Genomic DNA, 19,044 nt, shown 5'->3' on the forward strand with positions numbered 1-19,044 from the left:
CGCAGGTTGCCAGAAACGAGACTCCTAACCGCTTAACCATTGACCACTTAGATAACTGCCCCTACTGTCTCGGCAACCCCACTGCCCGCGGAAGGATCCCCTCCATGACGACTGTGGCCGGCAAGCCAGCACTCGGCGGCTCCATAGCCGCGAGACTTGAACGACTGCCGCACTCCCGCTGGCACATCAAGGTCCGGTTCCTGATCGGCGCCGTCACGTTCTTCGAGGCGTTCGACCAGCTGCTGGCCGCCTCCGCGCTGCCCGTCCTCATGAAGGAGTGGAACCTGTCCACCGGGCAGGCCACCTTCGCCGTCACCTCGGCCTCCATCGGCATGCTGCTCGGAGCCCTGGCCGCCGGCTGGCTGGGCGACCGGATCGGCCGGGTGCGCACTGTCGCCCTGGGTGTCGCGATCACCGGCCTCGCCAGCCTCGCCGTGGCCCTCTCCGGCAGCATCGAGACCTTCTCGCTGTTCCGGTTCGTGCAGGGACTGGGCATCGGCGGTGTCGTGCCCGTGGCGGCCACGTACATCAACGAGATCGCCCGCTCCGACAAACGGGGCCGATTCGTCCTGCTCTACGAGATGATCTTCCCGGCCGGACTCGCAGCCGCCACCCTGCTCGCCGTGTGGGTGGTCCCCAACTTCGGCTGGCGCGCGATGTTCGTCGTCGGCACGCTGCCCGTCCTGATCGCCGCGCTGCTCCCCCGCCACGTCGAGGAGTCGCCGCGCTGGCTGCTGGCCCGAGGACGTACGGCCGAGGCGGAAGCGGCGATCTCCCGTATCGAGGCGGAGGTGGCCCGCGCCACCTGCGAGGAACTGCCCGCGCCCGCCCCCGCGTCGAGCATCCCCGAGGAGACGCCCCAGGGCCGCCTCGCCGACCTCTTCCGGGGTCGCTATCTGCGGCGTACGGCGGTGCTGTCGGGTCTCTGGTTCGTCGCGTACTACGTCAACCACGGCATCTCCACCTGGCTGCCGTCGCTCTACACCAAGCAGTTCGGTCTCGACCTGACCACGGCGCTCGTCTACACACTGCTCAGCAACGTCACCGGTCTGCTCGGCACCTTCGTCGTGGCCATGCTGGTCGACCGCATCGGCCGCAGGCCCGCGCTGATGGGCGCACTCGTCGGCACCATGCTCTCCCTGGGCGTGCTGGCCCTGGCCGGGGCCACCTCGGGCGTACAGGTCGCGGTCTTCGCGTCCTGTACGACCTTCTTCCTGTACGCGGTCAACGCGGGGCTCTACCTCTACTCACCCGAGCTCTACCCGACGCACAACCGCGCCAAGGGCGCGGCGTTCGGCGGGCTGTGGAACCGGATCGGTGTGATCCTCGGCCCGGTGACGGTCGGCGCGATCCTCGGGGCGGGCGGCAGCCTGACCCTGGTGTTCGCACAGCTCGCCGCGGTGGCCGCGGTGGGCGCTGTGATCGCCTGGTTCGCCGTGGAGACCAAGGGCAGGACGCTGGAGGAGCTCAACTCCTGATCCCGGCGATGATCCGCCGGACAGGCCCTAGAGTCCGGACGCCACGGTCAGGCCGTCGAGTACCGCTTCCTCGACGGTGCGCGGGGTGACGCAGTCGCCGATGGCGAAGACGCGGTCGGCCGGGATGCCGAAGGCGGCCGGGTCGAGGTCGGTGACCGGGGCGTGGCCCTGGGCGAGTACGACACCGGCGATGCCTTCGAGCAGCACCGGCTCCTCGGTCAGGGTGTGCTGGAGGTAGACGGTGTCGCTGTCCGCACCGTAGAGCCGCACGTTGGGCACGATCTTGATCCGGGCCCGGACGGCCTGGGCCACCATGGCGGAACGCACGTACTGCTGGAGGTGCTCGCCGGCCGCGAATCCGGTCACGCAGAGTGTCACCTTCCTGCCCAGTTCCGCGAGCTGGAGGGCGACGCCCAGGCCGATCCAGTCACCGCGCCAGTCCGCCACCACGATCCGTCCTCGCGGCACCTCCTCGCCGCGGATCACCGACCAGGCGTCGAGCACCACCGGGTCGTCCATCAGCTCCAGCCCGGGGCGCCGGGGCAGCGCTCCGGCAGCGAGGACCACCGCGTCCGGTGCCGCGGCGGCGAGGACCTGGGCGTCGACCCGGGAACCCGTGTGAATACGGGCTCCCGCCCGGCGCGCCTCGCCCTCCAGGTTGGTGATCACGCCTCCGAACTCGGCACGTCCGGGCAGCTGTTCGGCGAGCAGCACCTGACCGCCGAGGCGCCGGCCCGCTTCGTGCAGCTCCACCTCGTGGCCGCGTTCCGCTGCCACTGCCGCCGCCTTGAGACCGGCGGGTCCGCCGCCCACCACCAGCACTTTCCTACGTCGTGTGATGGCCGCCAGGACCGCGAAGCGGCGTTCCCGCCCGGTCTCCGGGTGCTGGATGCAGGAGATGGGGTGCCCGAGCTGGAAGTGGCCGATGCACGCCTGGTTGCAGCCGATGCAGGCGCGGATTTCCTCGGTCCTGCCCTGCTCGGTCTTGGCGGGCAGGTCCGGGTCGCAGATCAGCGCCCTGGTCATCGCGCAGGCGTCGGCCTGGCCGCTCGCGATGATCTGCTCGGCCTCCTGCGGCTGGTTGATCCGGCCTGCCACCATCACAGGGACGCCCACCGCGGCACGTACCTTCGCGGACAGCGGGGCGGTGTATCCGGCGGGCCGGAACATGGGTGGGGCGATGTGCTCGGCGCCGGACAGGCTGGACGAGCTGCCGGCGCACACCGAGACGTAGTCGAGCAGCCCTTCGGCATCGAGCTGGGCGACCGACTCCAGTACCAGCTCGGTGTCCAGGCCGTCGTGGCTCAGTTCGTCGCCCGAGATGCGCAGGCCCACGGCGAAGCCGGGCCGGGCCTGTTCCCGGGCACTGAGCAGTGCCTCGCGCAGGAAGCGCAGCCTGCCCTGCCGGTCGCCGCCCCAGCCGTCGGTGCGGACGTTGACGTGGGGGCTGAGGAACTGCGCGGGCAGGTAGCCGTGGCTGGCGACGACCTCCACGCCGTCGAGTCCGGCCTCGCGCAGCCTGCGGGCCGCCTGGCCGTAGCCGATCACCACCTCGCGGATCTCCGCATCCGTCATGGCGCGCGGCATGACGTGGAAACGCTCGCTCGGGGTGGCGGAGGGCGCCCAGGCCACCGGAGCCGTGCCGTCCTCGGACTCCAGGATCTCGCGGCCGGGGTGGAACAGCTGGCCGAAGACCTTCGCCCCGTGCCGGTGCACCGCCTCCGCCAGCCGGGCGTAGCCGGCGACGCACTCGTCGTCGGTCGCCATCAGCACATGGTTCGTGTAGCGGGCGGACTCGTGCACGCCGGAGACCTGGAGCACGAGCAGTCCCGCACCGCCCGCGGCGCGGGCTTCGTGATAGGCGATCAGGTCATCGGTGACCGCGCCGTCCCTGGCCAGGACCGTGTCGTGGCCGGAGGACAGGATGCGGTTGCGCACCCTGATGTCACCTATCCGCAGCGGACTGAACAGGTGCGGGAACTGTGCTGTCACGGAACGTCCTTCCTCGGTCCTGCGTACGTGTCACCGCGCCGGCGGCCCGGCCGTCAGCGCAGCGTGATATGCGGCTCGAACGCGTCGAGCAGCAGCTCACGCATCCGCGTCACGGACATGTCCCCGTTCCCCGCAAGTACCTGGATGGCCAGGCCGTCCGCCAGGCCGGTGAACCGGCTCGTCAGCGCCTCCGCGTCGGCGTCCGTGGCCAGGCCCCCGTCCTGGCAGGCATGCACCAGGTCGAGCACCGTGCGCCGCCACCGCGCATAGATGTCGCGCTGGCCTTCCCGCAGGGCGGGGTCGACGATCGCCTCGTTCCACGACTGCACCCACACCGACCACTCGTCGCGGTCCTCGTCGCCGGTGATCAGCTGGACCTCGATCAGCCTGCGCAGCTTCTCGGCCGGGCTGTCCGTCTCCCGGAACTCGGTTTCGAGGCGTTGGTGGAGCCGGTCGGCGTAGTGGAGCAGGGCGGCGCGCAGAGCGTCGCCCTTCGTCGGGAAGTGGTAGTGCACGGTGCCCGTGCTGGTCCCGCAGGCGCGGGCGATGTCGGCGACCCGGACCCGGTGGAAGCCGCGGCGGGCGATGAGGCGTGCCGTCGCTTCGAGGATCTGGGCCTTGCGGACGTCCGCGTCCACCGCGTTGGCCCGGCGGCGCGCGTCCGGGCCCGCAGGGTCCGCGGCGGCGGCCGGCGGGCGTCCCTGCCCGGTACGCAGGTAGCGCAGTGACACCTTGCCGGCCCGTGCGACGGCGGCCAGTTCGTGGTCGGCGAAGCGGCGGCTGCCGTTCAGGGACTTGGACAGCGCGGTGGGGTCCATACCGATGCGTTCGGCGAACCCGCGCTGGCTGACCGGCGCCGACCCCACGACCAGACGTACGCGCTCCGCCACCGCTCCCGCCTCGTCCGCCTGCCGCGCCGACGTCATCGGGCCGCGTCCTTCCGCAGGGATGCGAGGACTTCGTCGGCGGCCCGGTAGCCCGACGACACGGCGCCGTCGATGTAGCCGTTCCACCGCGACGCGGTCTCCGTCCCCGCCCAGTGCAGCGTCCCGGTCGGCTCCCGCCAGCCGTGTTCGCCGTAGGCGCTCCATCCGCCGGGTGTCAGGTACGCCTCGTAACCGCCCCGGGCGAACGGGTCCTGGGTCCAGATCTTCTCGGTGTAGTCGCGGGGGTCCCCGGCCCGCGTTCCGGCCACGGAGACGAGGCTGCGCAGTACGGCGGTCCTGCGACCGCCCTCGTCCAGGGCACTGAAGCGGTCCAGACGGTCGCCGTAGACGAATCCGACGAGGATGCCGCACGAGCCGTCGTCCGGAGAGTTGTCGAACACCACCCCGACCGGCCCGTCGTCGTACAAGGTCGCCACGCCCGAGAGCCCAGAATCCCGCCAGAACGGAGTGTCGTAGACGGCATGGATCTTGGCGGCGCGTCCCATCGGGCTGTGCGAGAGCCAGCCGTCCCGGCTCTCGGGAAGCGGTGGCGTGAAGCCCATGGCGCGTACGGCGTGCGGGGGCACGGCCACGATCGCCCGGCGGGCCCGGATCACTGCGGATTCCGTGTGGACGCGGACGCCTTGGGCATCGAACTCGATCGCCCGCACCGGATCGGCGAGGCGGACGCGCTCCGCCAGCAGTGCCGCGACGGAACGGGCCGGTCCGGCCGCACCCTCGGTGAACCGGCTGTCCTGGGCACAGCCGCGGGTCTCCATCAGCTGCTCGAAGCCGCCGGCCGCGGCGATGTAGAACAGCACGTGGAAAAGTGAGATGTCGTCAGGCTCCGTGCACCACAGTCCTTGCACCGCCAGATCGAGCCGGCGCAGGGCGTCCGCGTCATCGGTCTGTGAGCGGAAGAAGGACTGCGCCGTCAGGGCGTCCCACTCCGCGAAGCGGGCCGTGCGCCACGGGCGGTCGGTGTCCACACCGCGGGCGAGTTCGTCCAGGACTTCCGTCACGCGGACGTACTCGGCGATGCCCGGTCCTTCGGCGGGTGCCGCGCCCGTGTAGGGGACTTGGCAGCCGTCGTGCCACACCTCGATGTGCCTGCCCTTCTCCCAGGTCGGGAACGTCCGGCAGCCGAATCGCGAGGCGAGCTCGACCAGACTTGTCTGCGTGGGGCCGACCCATTGGCCGCCGTGATCGAGGACCACGCCGTCGGCGCGGGTCTGCGTCAGGACCCGCCCGCCGATCCGGTCGGCGGCCTCGACCAGGGTGAAGTCGACGCCGTTGTCGTAGAGTCGGAGCGCCGCGGCGAGGCCGGCGTACCCGCCGCCCACCACAACGACCTCGGTTTCGCTCAGGTGCTTTCCGCTCGTTCTCTCCATACCCCGAGAGGATGAGGCAACACTGACGGACCCGTCAATGGTTGCGATGGGTCGAATGAAACGGGGCCACCGAAGTCAGCGGGGCCCACCGAAGTCACCGACCGGTCGTCAGGTCCTCGCGTGCGATGCCCAGTTCACGGACGAGCGCGTCGTCCACCCATTCCAGCATCGCGGCCCGGCTGAGAGACGCCTTGTAGGAGGTCATCTGGACGGCCAGTCCGTCCAGCAGCGCGGTCAGGCGCCATGCGGCGTCCGCGGGGTGGTCGCACTCGAACTCCCCTGCCGCCGCGCCCTCCGCGACGACCTCGGCGATCGCCGCTTTCCACTGCTGGTCGAGGTCATGGGTGACCTTCCTCAGCGCGGGTTCGCGCAACGAGGCCGCCCAGCCCTCGATCCACAGAAGCCAGCCCTTGGACTGTCCGGTCGGCGCGTACCAGCGCACCGCCGAGCGCAGCCGGGTCGTCGCGTCGGCGCGGGGTTTGCTCAGCAGTTTGCGCAGGTGGGCGAGGTCTCCCTGCGCGGCGTGGGCAAACGCCTCGGCGACGAGCAACTCCTTGGTGGAGAAGTGGTAAAGCACCAGCGAACTGCTGACTCCGAGCACCGAGGCCACGTCCGCGATACGCACGTGGGACACACCGCGGGCCTCGATCTGCTCGACGGCGACGCGCAGGATCTCCTCGCGCCGCTCTTCCGCGCTCAACCGGATTCTGGCCACGGCTTTACCCTACACAGCTCTTGACAGCCCGGTGTGGCCGGACTCACAGTGCATGCTACTGACTGGCTGTTCAGTCAACAGCTGTGCCGCGCCTGTACGAGAACCCTCCCCCGTGCCGCCGTAGGAGTCCCCCTGTGACCCAAGCACCTTCCACCACGAGCAGGGCCGAAGAGCCCTCCTCCGAAACCCCCGACCTCTCCGAGGGCTGGAGCGAACAGCGCGGCAGGCTCCGCAAGGAGCTGCGCCGCTTCGACGTCCTGCTGTTCCTCATCTGCACCCTCGTCGGCCTCGACACCATCGGTTCCGTCGCTGCGCAAGGTCCGCAGGGACTGACCTGGATGGCCATCCTCGCGGTCCTGTTCTTCCTCCCCTACGGCCTCCTCGTCGCCGAGCTCGGATCCGCCTTCCCCGTCCAGGGCGGCCCGTACGTCTGGACGCGGCTCGCCTTCGGCCGGCTCACCGCGGGCCTCAACCAGGTCCTGTACTGGATCTCCAACCCGGTCTGGGTGGGCGGGAGTCTGTGCATCCTCGCGCTCACCACCTGGGAGGAGTTCTTCACCCCGCTGCCCGGTCTGTGGAAGTACGCCGCCGGACTGGTCTTCATCTGGGCGGGCGCCCTTGCCGTCGTCCAGTCCGTCCGGGTCGGCAAGTGGGTGCCGATCGCCGGAGCCGTCGCGCGCATCGCGCTGCTCGGCTTCTTCCTCGTCTCGGTCGTCGTCTTCGCCTTCCAGAACGGTGTGCACGCCCTGCCCGCAGGCGAGTTCACGCCGACCTACGTCGGCTTCGTCGCTCTCGTCCCCGTCCTGATCTTCAACTACGTCGGATTCGAGCTGCCCAGCTCCGCCGCCGAGGAGATGCGCAACCCGCGCCGCGACATACCGCTCTCCATCCTGCGCTCCGGCTTCGCCGCACTGCTGCTCTACGGCGGCCCGATCCTCGGCATCCTCTTCGTCCTGCCCAGTGACAGGATCGGCAGCCTCGGTGGCTTCATCGACGCCTGCAAGTCCGTCTTCACGGTCTACGGAGGCTCCATCGCCGCCGACGGCACGGTCACCCTCACCGGCGCCGGCGCGGTGTCCGGCGGCATCGCCGCAGCGGGCCTCATCATCGGCCTGCTGACCTCCGGTGTCACCTGGGCGATGGGTGCGCACCGCGCCCAGGCCGTCGCCTGCGCGGACGGCGCCGGTCCTGCCTGGCTCGGCACGATCTCGGAGAAGTACGGCACGCCGGTGCGGGTGAACCTGCTCTCCGCGGTCCTGGCGTCCCTCCTGTTCGTGGTCGCCCTGAACCTCTCCGGGGGCGACGGCGAGAAGTACTTCGCCGCGGGCCTCGGCCTGACGATCTCGACCACCTTCATCTCGTACGTCATCACCTTCCCCAGCCTGGTGGTGCTGCGCCGGAAGTACCCGGACACCCCGCGCCCGTACGCCGTGCCGGGCGGACGCCTCGGCGTGTGGACGGTCACCGCCCTCTCGACCGGCCTGGTCGCCTTCACCGTGGTCGTGCTGATCTGGCCGGGCTTCGGGGTGGGCTGGTTCGGTACGGAGGGCTCCGCCGCCGACTCACTGCCGGAGGCTTTCGCGGGCCAGCGCCTCGCGTACACGCTGAGCCAGGTCGTACCCCTGCTGATCATCGCGGGGATCGGCCTGGCCTTCTACGCCCTGGGCGCGAAGACCCGCCGCACCAAGCGCTGAGGGCACGCGGTCAAGGGGGCGGCCCTCGGGCCGCCCCCTTGGTGTGCCGCCGGACAGGCCCTAGACGCTCGTACGCCCGTACACCTGCTTGCCCAGCCACTGGCCGCCGTCCACCGTCAGGCACTCGCCCGTCAGGTACGACGCCCGGTCGCCCAGCAGGAACAGCGAAGCGTCCGCGATCTCCGCCGGGTCGGCGAACCGGCCCGCCGGGACCGTGGCGAGGACCTCCTCACGCGCCTCCGGCGTGGCCCACAGGGCCGCGCCCGCCCCCTCCGTCTCCGTCGGACCGGGGGCGATGCAGTTCAACCGGATGCCCAGCGGGGCGAGTTCCACCGCGAGTGTCCGGGTCATGGCCAGCACCCCGGCCTTGGCGGCGGCCGAGTGGACGGTCCCCGGGTGGCCGTGCCACGCGTAGGAGGCGATCACCGACAGGACCGAGCCGCCCGTGCCCTGCTCGCGCAGTCTGCGGGCGACGGCCCGGGTGCAGTAGTACGACCCGTTGAGGACGATGTCCACCACGGCCCGCCAGCCGCCCGGGGACAGGTCGATGCCCGGCACGACGAAGTTACCGGCCGCGTTGTTGACGAGACCGTCCAGTCGGCCGAACCGCTCCGCCGCAGCCGTCACCAGCGCGTCGACGGCGTCCGGGTCCCGCACGTCCGTCGGAACCGCGAGCGCCTCGCCGCCGGCCTTCTCGATCAGGGCGACGGTCTCCTCCAGCCGTTCCGGGGTACGGCCCGCCACGGCGACCCGCGCGCCCTCCCCGCTCAGTGCGAGCGCGATCGCGCGGCCGATGCCGCTGCCGCCTCCCGTCACGATGTACGTACGGTCCGCGAAGCGGCCAAATTCCGAGGTCATGTCAGCACTCCATGGGCATCGAGGGCGACCGCGCCGCCCGGGTGGACGAGCAGAGGATTGACTTCGAGCTCGGCGAGCTCGGGGTGTTCGACCGCCGCCCGCGCCAGTGCGCACAGCGCGTCGGCGGCGGCGTCCAGATCGACGGCGGGGGCGCCCCGCCAGCCGGTGAGCAGCGGTGCGTGCCGGAGCGCGAGCAGCAGGTCGCGGGCACGCCGCCGGGTAAGGGGGGCGAGGGTGAGCGCCGTGTCGGCGAGCAGCTCGGCGGTGACCCCGCCGAGGCCGACCATGGCGACGGGCCCGAACGCCGGGTCCCGCCGTACCCCGGCGATGAGTTCGACGGAGTGCGGATGGACGGCCATCTCCTCCACCGCGTAGCGGGTGGCGCCGGTGGAGTGACGCATCCGGGCGAAGGCGGTGCGCAGCGCGGACTCGTCGGCGATGCCCAGGGCCACCCCGCCCGCCTCGGTCTTGTGGGCCAGGCCCATCGCCTTGAGAGCGAGCGGGTATCCGGTGCGGCGGGCAGCAGTGACCGCCTCGTCGGCCGTGGTGACGAACTCGGCGGCGGGGAAGGCGAGTCCGTGGGAGGCGAGGAGGGTGCGGACGGTCTCGTAACCCCCGTCAGGGACGGGGCGAGGTGCAGGGGCCGGTAGCGTCGGGGGCTCCATCGGTACCGTCCGGGCCGACCGCGCCGCGTGTGCCAGGGCGGTCGCGGCCTGCTCGATGCGCTCGTAGACCGGTACGGCTTGTTCGCGGAGCACTGTGAGGGCCGGGGTGTCGCGGGCCATGGTGTGGACCACGAGCAGCCGTCCGGAGTCCCGTGCGGCCTCCGCCATTTCCCGGGCGACCTCGCATTCCTGGCGGGCCTGGCCGGGGTTCGCGGCGGCGTAGTCACCGAAGTAGCCGGTGAGCAGGGTGGCATCGGTGTCGCCGCCGTCGAGCAGCGCCCGGGTGATGCGGGCGTAGTTGCGCAGGTCGGACTCGCCCGCGCCCGCGAGGTCGACAGGGTTTCCGCATCCGGCCCGGCCGGGGAGGTGTCCGGCGACGGCGGCCCGGGTGGCCTCGCCGAGGACGGGGACGTCGAGCCCGCGGGCGGCCAGCGCGTCGGCGGCCAGCGCGCCCTGGCCCCCGCTGTCGCCGACGACGGCGACACGCAGGGCTCGCGGGGATCCGGGCTCCGCGGGGTGTACGACGGCCGGCGCCACGGCCCCCGTCGCCGTGTGCCCCGGGTGGTGGCTCGCGGCCGTCAGGAGCACGGCCATGTCGACCAGTTCGCCCGCCGAATCCAGCAGCAGCGCCCCCGCGTCGCGGCAGACCGCCTCCACCACGGCCCTGGCGCTCACCAGCGCGCCCGTGTGCGAGGCCGCCGCACGGCCGGACGCCTCACTGCGGCCGAGCGTCAGCAGCAGCACAGGTTTGCCCGCCTCGTGCGCGGCGGTCAGGGTGCGGGCCAGGCGCCGCCCGTCCCGGAAGTCCTCCACGTAGGCGGCGACCACGCGTGTCGCGTCGTGGGCGATCAGCGCGTCGAGCGCGTCGGCCGCGTCGATGTCGCGCTGGTTGCCGAGCGAGACGAAGCGGGAGAAGCCCTGACCGGCCCGTGCGAGAAGTCTGCCGATCTCGAGTGCGAGGTTGCCGCTCTGCGACACGAGTCCCACCGAGCCTGCCGGGAAGTCGCCCCAGCTGAGCCTGAGTTCAGTGGTCGTGTCGACGACGCCCATGCAGTTGGGGCCGAGCAGGCGCCCGCCGTGCGCGGTGACGAGGGCGGCGAGTTCCCGTTCCTCCTCCGGGTCGGCCCCGCCGGATGTGATCACGGTGAAGCACCGCGCGCCCGCCGCGAGTCCCTCGACGACGACCGGCCGTACGTGCCACGGCGGCACCGCCACGACGACCTGTTCGGGAACGGTGGACAGGGAGCCGAGGTCAGGCAGGAAGGGTATGCCGTCGAGGCCGCCGCCCCGCTGGTTGACGAGGTGGACGGTGCGCCGGGAACGTCCGGCGAGGGCGCCGGAGGCCAGCCAGTAGCCCCATTTGGCCGGGTTGGCGGAGGCACCGACGACAGCGACGGAGCGCGGGTCGAAGAGGGCGTCCAGGCTCATGCGTACCAGCCGAAGCGTTCGGCGATCACCGGCAGACGGTCGGCGACGACGCCGTGCGCCGCGGCGCGCGGGGTGGTCCCGTCGAGCTCGGCCCGCGTCAGTACCTGCTCGACCAGGGCGCGCATGGAGCGCCGGATGTGCGCGAACGCCTCGTCCGCGTCCGCTTCGACGTCGCCGAAGAGCGTCCACCACCACCAGGCGTTGGTAGCGGAGTTGACGACCACGTCCGGCAGTACGGTGATCCCGCGCGCCGTCAGCAGTTCCTCGGCCGCCGGCAGTACCGGCATGTTGGCCGCCTCGACGATCCAGCGGGCCGTGACACGGGCCTGGCCGGCCGTGTCGATGGCGTACGAGACGGCGGCCGGGACCAGTACCTCCGCGTCCGCGGACAGCCAGGCGTCCCCGGGCAGTTCGGTGTCGCCCGCGCGCAGGGCGGCGCGGTCCACCGTTCCGTACGTGTCGCGCGCGGCGAGCAGCGCCTCCACGTCCAGGCCCTCCGGGTTGGCGATCGTCCCCTTGACGTCTGCCACGGCGACCACCTTCAGCCCGGCCCGCGACAGGAAGCGGGCGGTCGCCCCGCCCATGGTGCCGAAGCCCTGGACGCTGATCCGCGTGCCCTCGTAGGGGACTCCGGCACGGTCCAGCGCCGTCAGCACCGACTCGGCGACCCCGCAGCCGCCCGCCAGCTCGTCGAGACCGATGCCGTCCACCTCCACGGCGAAGGCGTCGGCGAGCCGGCGCCGGGCGGCGGCCTCGTCGTCGAGCAGCGGGTAGACGGCCTGGATCGAGGAGACCAGACCGGCTTCGGCCGCCGCCCTGTCGACGAGGTCCTGGGTGAGGCCGAGGTCCTCTCCTGTGGTCCAGAAGCACTCGATGTGCGGGCGCATCGCCCGCAGGTAGCGCACCAGCACCCCGTACGCCTCGGGGTCGTGCGGGTCGCAGTCGATGCCGCCCTTGGCCCCGCCGAGCGGTATGTACCGGCCCTCGGGGTTGTAGTGCAGGGCCTCCTTCATCGTCATGCCCCGGGCCAGTCCGGCGACCTCGGCGAGGGTGCAGCCCGCGCGCATCCGCAGGCCGCCGCTGGACACGCCGCGTACCAGCCGGTCGATCACCAGATGGCCCTGGCGGCCGGTGACATGATCCGTCCAGGTGAGGGAGATCAGAGGGTCGGTCGTCATCGGGAGGTCTCCTCGGGCACGGTGATGATGGTGGGTCCGGTGGTGTTCAGTGCGTCGGCCAGGGCGTCGGCGAGCTCCTCCGGCGTACGGACCGTCGTGCCGTGCCCGCCGTAGGCACGGGCGAGCGCGGACAGGTCGACGGGCGGCAGGCCGACGGCCGTGGGGATGTCCCCGCGGGCCGCCATCTCCTCCCGGATCTCGCCGTAGCCGCCGTTGTCGAACACCACGACGGGGAGCGGGAGGCGGAGCTGCGCGGCGGTGGCGAGCTCCTGCACGGAGAACTGCAGACCGCCGTCGCCGCTCAGCGCGACGACCTGCCGCGTTGGGCAGGCGGTCTTCGCGCCGATCGCGGCGGGCAGGGCGTAGCCGAGGGTGCCGAATCCGGTGGGGTGCAGATAGCGGCCACGGGGGCCCAGGGGCAGATGGGGCAGTGCCCCGTAGTAGCAGCACTGGGCGCTGTCGGAGGTGATGACGGCGTCCTCGGCGAGCACGCGGCGCATCGCCCGCAGGTACGGCAGCCAGCGCGCGTCCCGGGTGCGGGTCTCGTCGTCACGCGCGGCGCGCAGCGCCGTCACGTCGGCGGGTGCGGCCGTCTTGCTCGGTTCGGCTTCGTGCCCCGGTTCAGCTTCGTGTCCCGGTTCGGCTTCCTGTCGCGGTCCTCCCTCCCGGTACGCGGCGAGGAGCGCGTCCAGCACGGCCCGCGCGCCGCCCACCAGGGCAAGGTCCGCCGGGAGCCCCCCGTACATCTGGGCGGGGTCCACATCGACGCGGATCAGGGTGCCCGTCAGGGCCGGCAGCGGTCCCCAGACGTCGGATTCGGCGAGCTCCGTGCCGACGGCAAGGATCACGTCGCGGTCCGCCAGCCACTTCTGCACGGCAGGGCTGTGCAGGGACACGCCCAGTGACAGCGGATGGCGTTCGTCCACGACGCCCTTGCCGTTGGCGGTACTCACCACCGGCGCCCCCAGCTCCTCGGCGAGCGCCAGACAGGCGGCATCCGCTGCCCGTGACCCTCCGCCCAGGACCAGCACCGGGCGGCGGGCCCCGCGCAGGACTTCGACCGCCTCCCCCACCAGCGCCTGATCCGGGACCGGGGGTCCGGCGGGCGGCGCGAGTCGTACCGCGCCCACCGGCTCCACCGCCTCCAGGAGGTCGAGCGGCACCTCGATGTGTACGGGCCGTGGCCGCTGGGCGCGGAAGAGGGTGAAGGCCCGCGCCACCGCCGCGCCGATCTCGTCGACCGACCCCACCCGGTGGCTGAAGGCCGCGACACCGCGCATCGCCTCCGTCTGGCTGCGCATCTCGTGGAGGAGGCCGGTGGACTGGCGGGGGTGGCGCAACGGCATGCCGGGCGAGACGACGAGCAGCGGCACGCTGTCGGAGTATGCCTGGCCAACCGCCGCCGCGATGTTGAGCAGAGCGGGGCCGGTGGTGGTGATCGCGACACCGGGCCGGCCGCTCACCCGGGCGTACGCGTCGGCCGCGTACCCCGCGCCCTGTTCGTGACGAGGCGTCACATGCTTGATGCCGTACGGCTGGAGATGCCGGTAGATCTCGAGGTTGTGCGTGCCCGGGATACCGAAGGCATGGGCGACACCGTGCGCGGCGAGCGCGCGCGCGACCGCCTCACCACCGGTGAGCGACGTCGGGGTCATCACAGGCCCCTCGAAATCACGAGCCGCATGATGTCCGACGTGCCTTCCTCGATCTCCTCCAGCTTGGCGTCCCGCATCCACTGCTCCACCGGGTACTCACGCGAGTACCCCCAGCCTCCGAGCGTCTGCACCGCCGCCCATGTGCAGTACGCGGCCGTCTCCGAGGCCGACAGCTTGGCCATGGCCGCCTCGGTCGTCGCGGTCAGGCCCGCGTCGAGGCGCTTGGCCGCGCGCCAGGTCATCAGCCGGGCCTGTTCGATACGGGTCCGCATGTCGGCCAGCCGGAAGGCCACCGCCTGGTGCTCGATGATCGGCTTCCCGAACTGTTCGCGGGTACGGGCGTAGTCACGGGCGTACTCGTACGCGGCCCTCGCCACGCCTGTCGCCGCCGCACCCAGTACGACACGCGAGATGTCGAAGGTCCCCATGAGCCCCTGAAAGCCCTGCCCCTCCTCGCCGAGCCGGTTCTCCTCGGGCACGAAGGCGTCGGTCAGAAACATCTCCCGGCAGACGATGGCACGCTGCCCCATCTTCCGCATGGGCTCGCCGAAGGTCACCCCGGGAGTGCCCTTGCGGAGGAGGAAGGCGGTCACGCCCCGGGAGCGCTGCGCCGGGTCCGTCTTGGCGAACACGACGTACTGCCCGGCCTCCCCCGCGTTGGAGATCCACGCCTTCTGGCCGTTGAGCAGGTATCCCCCGTCGGTGCGGGTCGCCGTCGTCACGATGGACGCGGCGTCGGAGCCCGCGCCGGGTTCCGTGGTGGCCAGGGCGGTCATCGGGGTGTCGGGGCCGGTCAGCGGGGTGAGCCAGGTCCGCTTCTGGTCCTCGGTGCCGAGGGCGAGCAGCGGGTCGGCGAAGAAGCCGTTGGAGCAGAGCAGATTGCCGATGCCGAGGTCACCGACGCAGAGCTCCTCCTGCACCAGGCACTGGGTGAAGACATCGGTGAAGCCACCGCCCCCGTACTCCTCGGGAAGCATGAAGCCGGTGATGCCGACCTTCGCGGCCTTGTGCCACAGGTCCCAGGGCGTCTCGACATCGGCCTCGTCCACGGCACGCGCCCGCGGGCGGATCTCGTCGCGGGCGAAGGCCCGGGTGAGCTCGACGATGCCGCGCTGCTCGGGGGTGAAGGGAATCAGCTCGGTGGGCAGGTCGGACATGGTGCCTCCAGATGCGGTCGGCAACGGCTGGTACTGACTGAACCAACAGTCAGTATCGGGAGCCGCGAGCGGCGCTGTCAACGCGTTCGTCCAATGCCTTCGAGAACTGCGCGGCCCGTCCCCCAGCTGTGCTCCATCCCCTCAGCGGTAAGATTCTCAGTGCCGTGAGAATCTGACGGATGGAGTACGAGGGGATGGGCATGGCTGCATCGAGGCCGGTGGACCGGGACGCCGTCGCGAGCGTGATCGAGGACTGGGCGCGCGAACGGCCGGAGCTGGACACCAGCCCCCTGGAGGTCCTCGCACGGCTGCACCGCTCCTTCCTGCGCTACAGCACCCGGCTCACCACATCGATCGATCGCCACGGTCTGTCCGTGGCGGGCTTCGACGTACTGACCGCGCTGCGGCGTTCGGGAGATCCGTACCGGCTGACGGCCGGGCAGCTCGCCGACTCCGGACTGGTCTCCTCGGCCGGTGTGACGCTGCGGATCGACCGTCTGGAGAAGGACGGCCTCATCGTGCGCGAACGGGACGCCGAGGACCGCAGAGTCGTCTACTCGCGCCTTACGGAGAAGGGCCTCGCCACGGTGGACACCGTGTTCGCGGAGCACCTCGACAACGAGCGCCGGATGCTCGGCGGGCTGTCGCCTTCCGAGCGCCGCCAGCTCGCGCGACTGCTGCGCAAGCTCGAGGAGTCGATCATCGACTCCGACGAGGAGCCGGGCTCCACCACGCAGTAGAGGCCCGGTGTCACCCCTTCTTCGCCCCTCATCACCGGAAGCCACCCGTCCGCCGAGGAGTCGTTCTTATGATCATTCCCGGCTCCCTCGTGACGCGGGGGAACGACAGGAGGAGGGGACCCATGTCGAACATTTCCAGACGGTCACTGCTGGGGTATTCGGGGACGGCAGCGGCGGGCGCTGTGTTCGCGACCGCCGGAACGGCCGCGGCCGAAGGTACGGACGCGGCCGAGGGCGCGGAGGCGGCGCAGTCGACCGCGGCGGAGTTCTCGCCGGGCAGCAAGTTCGAGGCCAGCGCCAGCACGGGTGACGATCTCATGATGGAGATGACGTTCAGCGTGCGGGTGGACTGGCCCAACGGCTACCCGTCGGCGTACGAGATCACTCCTCTGGAGGTCGCCGAGGCGCTGTCCGCGATCGCGGAGTCGAAGGGCTGGCCGCCGCTCACGTTCTACGGCCCGCAGCCCCCCGCGCCGCTGAACTGACGCACACACGAGGGCGGTCGGGGGGCCTGTCCGTTCCTGGACGAGCCGCCCGGCCGCTCCGCCGCCGGGCGATGATTGACGGCAGGGTCGGGCGGTGTGACGATTCGCCGATGCCCGACCTACATTCCCGGATGGCCTCCCGGGGCAGCGACCTCACCGCGGCCGTGGTCGCCCGTTGCGCGGCGGAGGTGCCGTTCTACGGGGAACTGCCGCGCCGGACGCTCGAAGGCGAGGTGGCGCGCTCGATCACGGCCGTGCACGGCCTGCTGCTCCGTGCGCTGCGGGACGGTGGCGCGATGGGGCCGGGCGATCTGACCCGGATCATCGAGTGGTCCGCACGCCGGGCCGAGGAGCGCGTCCCCCTGGAGGCCGTGACCGCGGCCTATCTCATCGGCGCCGAGGCCTGGTGGCAGGTCCTGACCGAAACGGCGGAGCCCGGGGAACTGGCCGGGGCGGGTACGAAACTGCTCGCCTGCCTGCACGCGGCCATGCCCGCCGTGGTGCTCGCCCACCTGAACGTCCAGGAGGACCTCCACAGCGAGGACAAGCGGGTACGGCGGGCTCTGCTGACCGCTCTCCTGGCAGGCCGGCCGTACGAGGACCTGGCGGAGGCGGCGCGGGTCACGGTGTCAGGCGAGCACGAAGTCGTGGTGCTGGCCTTCGAGTCGAATCCGCCGGCCAGGCTGGTGCAGTCGTCGCTCGACGCCCACGTGGGCATCCCCGTGCTGATGGACCACGTCGCCGGTATCGCGCTGCTGCCGGCCGGCTCCGATCTGCCCGGTCTGCTGGCCGGGCTCGCCCGGGAGACGGCGCAGCCGGTGTTCGCCGCCGCCGCTCCGGCCGGCGAACCGGCGGCCGTCCCGGCAGCGGCGGAGGAGGCCGGGCGCGTACTGGAACTCGTCCGGCGACTGGGCCGCCCGCCCGGCCTGTACCGCCTCGACGACGTGCTGCTCGAGTACCAGCTCGCCCGTCCCGGTGAGGCGCTGACGCGGCTGGCGGGGAAGCTCGATCCCCTGGACCGGCATCCGTACCTGCTGGAGACACTGCGCGTGTTCGTCGAGCGGGGGCACAACCGCCGTCAGACCGCGATGGAGTTGTGCGTCCACCGCAACACGCTGGACTACCGGCTGCACCGGGTGAGCACCCTGACCGGCCTGGACCTCGCGGTCCCGGCGGAGGCGCGGCTGCTCCAGGCGGCACTGGTCGCGCGGGATCTGGTCCCCTAGGGCCTGATTCAGACGGCAGGCCCCTAGGGCCGCTGGAGCCACATGCGCATTTCCTCCTCCCGGGGCGCGAGTGTCACGCCCGTGCCGGGGTGGTCGAAGACCATGACCGGCAGGTGCGATCCCCAGGCGGACCAGCCGGGGTCTCCCGAGGCGGCGAAGGCCACCCAGGCCCGGTGCATGCTGTCGGCCAGCGGCTGCGGAGCGCCGGGCCCGGTCAGCGACTCACCGTGGCGGAGGTTGTCGAAGACGAAGCCGATCTCCAGCGCATGGCAGGCGCCGAGGTCCATCACGGGCGAGCGCCAGGCGAACTCGTAGACGTACGTCCGGGAGGGCCTGGAGTCCGCGAGCCGGTTGAGGGGTGCCCGCAGCAGCAGGTCGGTGGCCATCTCGCCGAGGATCACTCCGGGTCGGGCTCCCGGCCGGGTGGAGCGGTAGAGGCGGGCCACCTTCCCCGGTATGCGGAACTTCAGCAGGGCCAGACGCAGTGTGAGGGCGCTGATGCGGTCCACCGCCCCGGTCGGTACGAACCACAGGCGGTACTCCTCCCGGTTGCACCCGAGCAGCAGGTCGGCCTCGGGGAGCGGGGGGTCGGCGAGGACCACGTCGTCGTCGACCACGATGTGGAAGCCGGGGCCGCCGCTGATCGGGTCGGCCTTGCCGACCACCGTGGCCTGCGCGTCCAGCAGCCGTTCGCGGTCCACAGCCGCGAAGGCTTCCGCCGTGGCCGGCACCCGCAGGGCCTTCGCCATCGAGCGCACGATCTTCGCGCCCTCGGCGCGCGGCACCGTGTGCGGCGGCCCGCTCTGCAGGATCGCCCGGTGGAAGAGTCGGGCCGCCCGGGGGCTGCTCATCAGGGCCGCGACACTGATCGCTCCGGCCGACTCTCCGCACACGGTGACGTTCCCCGGGTCTCCGCCGAAGGCCGCGATGTTCTCCCGCACCCAGGTGAGGGCCGCGATCTGGTCCAGCAGACCGCGGTTGTCGGGTGCGTCGGGGAAGACCCCGAACCCTTCGACTCCGAGCCGGTAGTTGACCGAGACGAGGACCACGCCGTCACGGGCGAAGGCGCGGCCGTCGTAGAGCGGCAGGCTCGCCGAGCCGTTACGGAGCGAGCCGCCGTGGATCCAGACCATCACCGGAAGCGGATCGCCGACGGCTGCCGGAGTCCAGACGTTGAGGTTGAGGCAGCCGTCCCCGGGGATGTCGCGCTCGGGAATCAACTGGTCGAGCGGCGGCCGGTAGGGCCTTTGGGGGGCGGTCGGCCCGTGCTCCACCGCGTCGCGTACACCCTCCCAGGGTTCGACGGGAGCGGGAGCGCGAAAGCGGTGGGCGCCGAACGGCGGGGCGGCGTAGGGGATTCCGAGGAAGGCCGCGACCCCGTCCTCGACCCGTCCCCGGATCCTCCCCCGGCAGGTGGTCGCCATGATGTCCATCTCGGTCCTTTCGCGATGAGCGG

The 19,044-nt window shown here is 71.7% G+C and carries 15 protein-coding genes; 5 read left to right on the top strand and 10 right to left on the bottom strand.

The features are described from left to right. The first annotated feature begins 104 nt into the window (after positions 1-104). Positions 105-1,478 (top strand): MFS transporter, encoded by a 1,374-nt coding sequence (locus tag ACWGO0_RS04455; RefSeq protein ID WP_453527801.1) that lies wholly within the window; start codon positions 105-107, stop codon positions 1,476-1,478. A 27-nt stretch (positions 1,479-1,505) separates the two neighbouring features. Here ACWGO0_RS04455 and ACWGO0_RS04460 read toward each other — a convergent pair whose 3' ends face one another. The 4 genes from ACWGO0_RS04460 to ACWGO0_RS04475 form a co-directional block, all read right to left on the bottom strand. Continuing rightward, positions 1,506-3,470 (bottom strand): oxidoreductase, encoded by a 1,965-nt coding sequence (locus tag ACWGO0_RS04460; protein ID WP_453527804.1) that lies wholly within the window; start codon positions 3,468-3,470, stop codon positions 1,506-1,508. A gap of 53 nt (positions 3,471-3,523) precedes the next feature. Further along, a complete protein-coding gene (locus tag ACWGO0_RS04465; protein WP_453527807.1) occupies positions 3,524-4,396 on the bottom strand; it encodes a TetR family transcriptional regulator C-terminal domain-containing protein in 873 nt (290 codons plus the stop codon). Further along, positions 4,393-5,787 carry a flavin monoamine oxidase family protein gene (locus ACWGO0_RS04470; protein WP_453527810.1) on the bottom strand — a complete coding sequence of 465 codons (1,395 nt, stop codon included), beginning with the start codon at positions 5,785-5,787 and terminating at the stop codon, positions 4,393-4,395. Before ACWGO0_RS04470 ends, ACWGO0_RS04465 begins: the two co-directional genes overlap by 4 nt. 94 nt (positions 5,788-5,881) lie before the next feature. Then, complete coding sequence (locus tag ACWGO0_RS04475) at positions 5,882-6,502, bottom strand: TetR/AcrR family transcriptional regulator (RefSeq protein ID WP_453527813.1); 621 nt, start codon at positions 6,500-6,502, stop codon at positions 5,882-5,884. Between the two features lie 134 nt (positions 6,503-6,636). Here ACWGO0_RS04475 and ACWGO0_RS04480 point away from each other — a divergent pair, with 134 nt between their 5' ends. Further along, the gene (locus ACWGO0_RS04480; protein ID WP_453527816.1) at positions 6,637-8,196 is read left to right on the top strand and encodes an APC family permease; all 1,560 of its coding nucleotides are present in this window, start codon (positions 6,637-6,639) and stop codon (positions 8,194-8,196) included. Positions 8,197-8,256: 60 nt separating this feature from the next. Here the strand turns inward: ACWGO0_RS04480 and ACWGO0_RS04485 are convergent, their stop codons facing one another. Genes ACWGO0_RS04485 through ACWGO0_RS04505 form a run of 5 tightly spaced genes read right to left on the bottom strand, consistent with a single transcriptional unit; the run spans position 8,257 to position 15,137 of the window. Continuing rightward, on the bottom strand, positions 8,257-9,054 hold the full coding sequence (locus ACWGO0_RS04485) for a glucose 1-dehydrogenase (RefSeq protein WP_453527819.1): 798 nt from the start codon (positions 9,052-9,054) through the stop codon (positions 8,257-8,259). Next, complete coding sequence (locus ACWGO0_RS04490) at positions 9,051-11,147, bottom strand: acetate--CoA ligase family protein (protein ID WP_453527822.1); 2,097 nt, start codon at positions 11,145-11,147, stop codon at positions 9,051-9,053. The genes ACWGO0_RS04485 and ACWGO0_RS04490 overlap by 4 nt, the downstream gene beginning before the upstream one ends. After that, positions 11,144-12,325 carry a Glu/Leu/Phe/Val dehydrogenase dimerization domain-containing protein gene (locus ACWGO0_RS04495; RefSeq protein ID WP_453527825.1) on the bottom strand — a complete coding sequence of 394 codons (1,182 nt, stop codon included), beginning with the start codon at positions 12,323-12,325 and terminating at the stop codon, positions 11,144-11,146. Before ACWGO0_RS04495 ends, ACWGO0_RS04490 begins: the two co-directional genes overlap by 4 nt. Continuing rightward, entirely contained in the window at positions 12,322-13,980 is a 1,659-nt protein-coding gene (locus tag ACWGO0_RS04500; RefSeq protein ID WP_453527828.1) for a thiamine pyrophosphate-dependent enzyme, read from the bottom strand. Before ACWGO0_RS04500 ends, ACWGO0_RS04495 begins: the two co-directional genes overlap by 4 nt. Further along, the gene (locus ACWGO0_RS04505) at positions 13,980-15,137 is read right to left on the bottom strand and encodes an acyl-CoA dehydrogenase family protein (protein ID WP_453527831.1); all 1,158 of its coding nucleotides are present in this window, start codon (positions 15,135-15,137) and stop codon (positions 13,980-13,982) included. The genes ACWGO0_RS04500 and ACWGO0_RS04505 overlap by 1 nt, the downstream gene beginning before the upstream one ends. A gap of 194 nt (positions 15,138-15,331) precedes the next feature. Here ACWGO0_RS04505 and ACWGO0_RS04510 point away from each other — a divergent pair, with 194 nt between their 5' ends. From ACWGO0_RS04510 to ACWGO0_RS04520, 3 genes are all read left to right on the top strand, one after another. Beyond that, a complete protein-coding gene (locus ACWGO0_RS04510; protein WP_453528121.1) occupies positions 15,332-15,877 on the top strand; it encodes a MarR family winged helix-turn-helix transcriptional regulator in 546 nt (181 codons plus the stop codon). Between the two features lie 122 nt (positions 15,878-15,999). Beyond that, entirely contained in the window at positions 16,000-16,362 is a 363-nt protein-coding gene (locus ACWGO0_RS04515) for a hypothetical protein (RefSeq protein ID WP_453527833.1), read from the top strand. Positions 16,363-16,472: 110 nt separating this feature from the next. Then, a complete protein-coding gene (locus ACWGO0_RS04520) occupies positions 16,473-17,588 on the top strand; it encodes a PucR family transcriptional regulator (RefSeq protein ID WP_453527836.1) in 1,116 nt (371 codons plus the stop codon). Between the two features lie 23 nt (positions 17,589-17,611). Here ACWGO0_RS04520 and ACWGO0_RS04525 read toward each other — a convergent pair whose 3' ends face one another. After that, complete coding sequence (locus ACWGO0_RS04525) at positions 17,612-19,021, bottom strand: carboxylesterase/lipase family protein (RefSeq protein WP_453527838.1); 1,410 nt, start codon at positions 19,019-19,021, stop codon at positions 17,612-17,614. Positions 19,022-19,044 lie beyond the last annotated feature (23 nt).

This window comes from Streptomyces sp. NPDC055749 (assembly GCF_053617235.1).

Bases quoted from the DNA above. Each gene is read 5' to 3' on its own strand.
- ACWGO0_RS04500 (WP_453527828.1), bottom strand. From the start codon at position 13,980: ATGACCCCGACGTCGCTCACCGGTGGTGAGGCGGTCGCGCGCGCGCTC.
- ACWGO0_RS04495 (WP_453527825.1), bottom strand. From the start codon at position 12,325: ATGACGACCGACCCTCTGATCTCCCTCACCTGGACGGATCATGTCACC.
- ACWGO0_RS04485 (WP_453527819.1), bottom strand. From the start codon at position 9,054: ATGACCTCGGAATTTGGCCGCTTCGCGGACCGTACGTACATCGTGACG.
- ACWGO0_RS04465 (WP_453527807.1), bottom strand. From the start codon at position 4,396: ATGACGTCGGCGCGGCAGGCGGACGAGGCGGGAGCGGTGGCGGAGCGC.
- ACWGO0_RS04455 (WP_453527801.1), top strand. From the start codon at position 105: ATGACGACTGTGGCCGGCAAGCCAGCACTCGGCGGCTCCATAGCCGCG.
- ACWGO0_RS04520 (WP_453527836.1), top strand. From the start codon at position 16,473: ATGCCCGACCTACATTCCCGGATGGCCTCCCGGGGCAGCGACCTCACC.
- ACWGO0_RS04470 (WP_453527810.1), bottom strand. From the start codon at position 5,787: ATGGAGAGAACGAGCGGAAAGCACCTGAGCGAAACCGAGGTCGTTGTG.
- ACWGO0_RS04505 (WP_453527831.1), bottom strand. From the start codon at position 15,137: ATGTCCGACCTGCCCACCGAGCTGATTCCCTTCACCCCCGAGCAGCGC.
- ACWGO0_RS04525 (WP_453527838.1), bottom strand. From the start codon at position 19,021: ATGGACATCATGGCGACCACCTGCCGGGGGAGGATCCGGGGACGGGTC.
- ACWGO0_RS04515 (WP_453527833.1), top strand. From the start codon at position 16,000: ATGTCGAACATTTCCAGACGGTCACTGCTGGGGTATTCGGGGACGGCA.
- ACWGO0_RS04490 (WP_453527822.1), bottom strand. From the start codon at position 11,147: ATGAGCCTGGACGCCCTCTTCGACCCGCGCTCCGTCGCTGTCGTCGGT.
- ACWGO0_RS04510 (WP_453528121.1), top strand. From the start codon at position 15,332: ATGGGCATGGCTGCATCGAGGCCGGTGGACCGGGACGCCGTCGCGAGC.